1 protein-coding gene is annotated in these 1,925 nt (G+C 50.0%); it reads right to left on the reverse strand.

Annotation, left to right across the window (positions count from 1 at the left end; all coding sequences use genetic code 11):
• Positions 1–1,925, reverse strand: a 1,925-nt coding sequence (locus ACRBG0_RS28320) for a ComEA family DNA-binding protein (protein WP_431490188.1), incomplete at both ends; no start/stop codon positions are given.

A 1,925-nucleotide genomic window follows, 5' to 3' on the forward strand; every position in this document is an offset into this window, starting at 1 on the left:
TAAAATTTGATTTTTATTTGAGCAGCTAGCTCCGTACGGGTAGGCTGCCCGGTACTTTCGAGGCCACTACCGATGGTTTCTGCGTTGGCCCAAAACAGGCGTGCGTAACGTGCTTCGATGGTCATATTGCGGATGCCTTTGTAGCGAAGGTTGAAGTAGAAACGGCTGCCCTGGTTGTAGTAGGCAGGGATGCGGAAGTTGTAAAGTAGCCCGCTTTCGTAGTTGTAAAACCGGACTTGGTAGCTGTCAGTATCGAACAAGGCGATGCGGCTGGTGAAACTTAGTGGGACGCCGATAGGGTGGTAGAGGAGGTCTTGATAGATGGCGAAACCGGATAGCCGATCATTGATAGGATTGTCGGTGGTGCCCCAGTCGATGCGGCTGCGGTATTCAAAGGCCTTGTTTATTTGATATGCGCAGTGGAGCCGGACCTGTAGACGACGTTGAGGGAGCACGGCGTCGATCTGGTTGTCAAGGAGTCTTACGTTGACTTCTTTGGTTTCGTCGCGAAGTTCGAGGTAAACGGTGAGTTTGCGCTTGAGGAAGTAGGTAAGCCGGAAACGGTACTCTTGACCACGGGAGGGGGCGTCTACTGTGGAGCGTACCCAAGGGTGTTTCCAGGCATCGTAATAGGCATTGATGATCCAGTGCTTGCTGGGGTATACCTCGATGCCGAAGTAGAGGCCGTTTTCGTTGCGTCCTCCAGTGGTTTCGCCGAAAGGATTACCTAATAAAGCCTGAAAATCACGGGGGTAAGAACGGTGAACGATAGCAAGGTTTACTTTTTGATCGAGGGTGGTGAGCAGGCCGTTGATGGTGGCGATAGCACCGTTATCGCTGGCTGCTGTTTCGCCAAAGAAAGTAAGGTTGCGCCAGCGATAGCTATAGTCGAGACTGAGGTTGGTAAGTTGATCGCCTTGGAAATAATAACGATTGTATACCCGTGGGGTAAGCGTAAGAGCTTTGTCTAGCTGGTGATGGATACCGTTGATGGCAACGTGCCCCTTGTTGGCCTGCCATTTAAGAGAGCCTCCGGTGGTAAAATATTCAATGGTATTTCGATCTGCGATTTCATTGGCCGTTCGGTGTAGGCCGCTGAGCTGTAAAGAAGAAAATTCAGTAAAAGAACCTTGTAGTTCTATGTCGATACTATCATTGATTATCAATAGGTTACCATCTCGTTTTCTTTTAGAAATAAGTGCTGTGAATTCTAATCTGTCGCTAAGTTTGAGTGTTGTTGCTGCACCACGGAGGAAGTTGGCCTCGTTGACGGAAGTATACTGCCGAAGGGGGCGGCCTCCACGGCGGACACTGGTGACAAGGGTACTCTTGCCATAGCCAAATCCGGTGAAAAGAATGAGCCCTTGGCCAAAATTGGCAGTGTAATCACCCAGTGCTACTGCCTTTACAGTACGATTGTAGTCTTTGAGAAAGATGTGTGCGCTGTAATAATCAAAACCTTTTTTGTTGCTGCCACGGAAAAACTCCTCGCCTCGATCTTTTTCGGCGGTGAAGCCGTAGCTTAGGCGGTTGCTGTAAGTATGACGATAACGCAGGTAAAGTTGATTGGGATCGCCAAGGTAGGGAGTACTGTCGGGGCGCTCCTCCAGAGGCGTGAAGCCACGTTGCTGTTCAAGAATACGGTTCCAACGCAGATAAAGCTCGTTGTCGCCAGTGGTAAACATATCTTTGAAGGAAGCTTGGAAATCGTCTACCTCTTTGCGTAGTCCTACAAAAGGGAGGATACGCCTGATGGTTGCTAGGTCGAGGCTGGGGACAGCTTGTAGTTCGTAGATGGCAATGAAGCCACCGAGTTGTTCGCGGTAGTTGAGCAGACTACTAATTTGTACATCGCTGAGGAGGCCTAGCTCTCGGAGGTCCTCTTCGCTGGCGTCATTGAGGTTGAGCGGGTTTTCACGGTAGAC

Source organism: Lewinella sp. (assembly GCF_050633125.1).
In the GTDB taxonomy this organism is placed as follows: Bacteria; Bacteroidota; Bacteroidia; order Chitinophagales; family Saprospiraceae; genus Lewinella.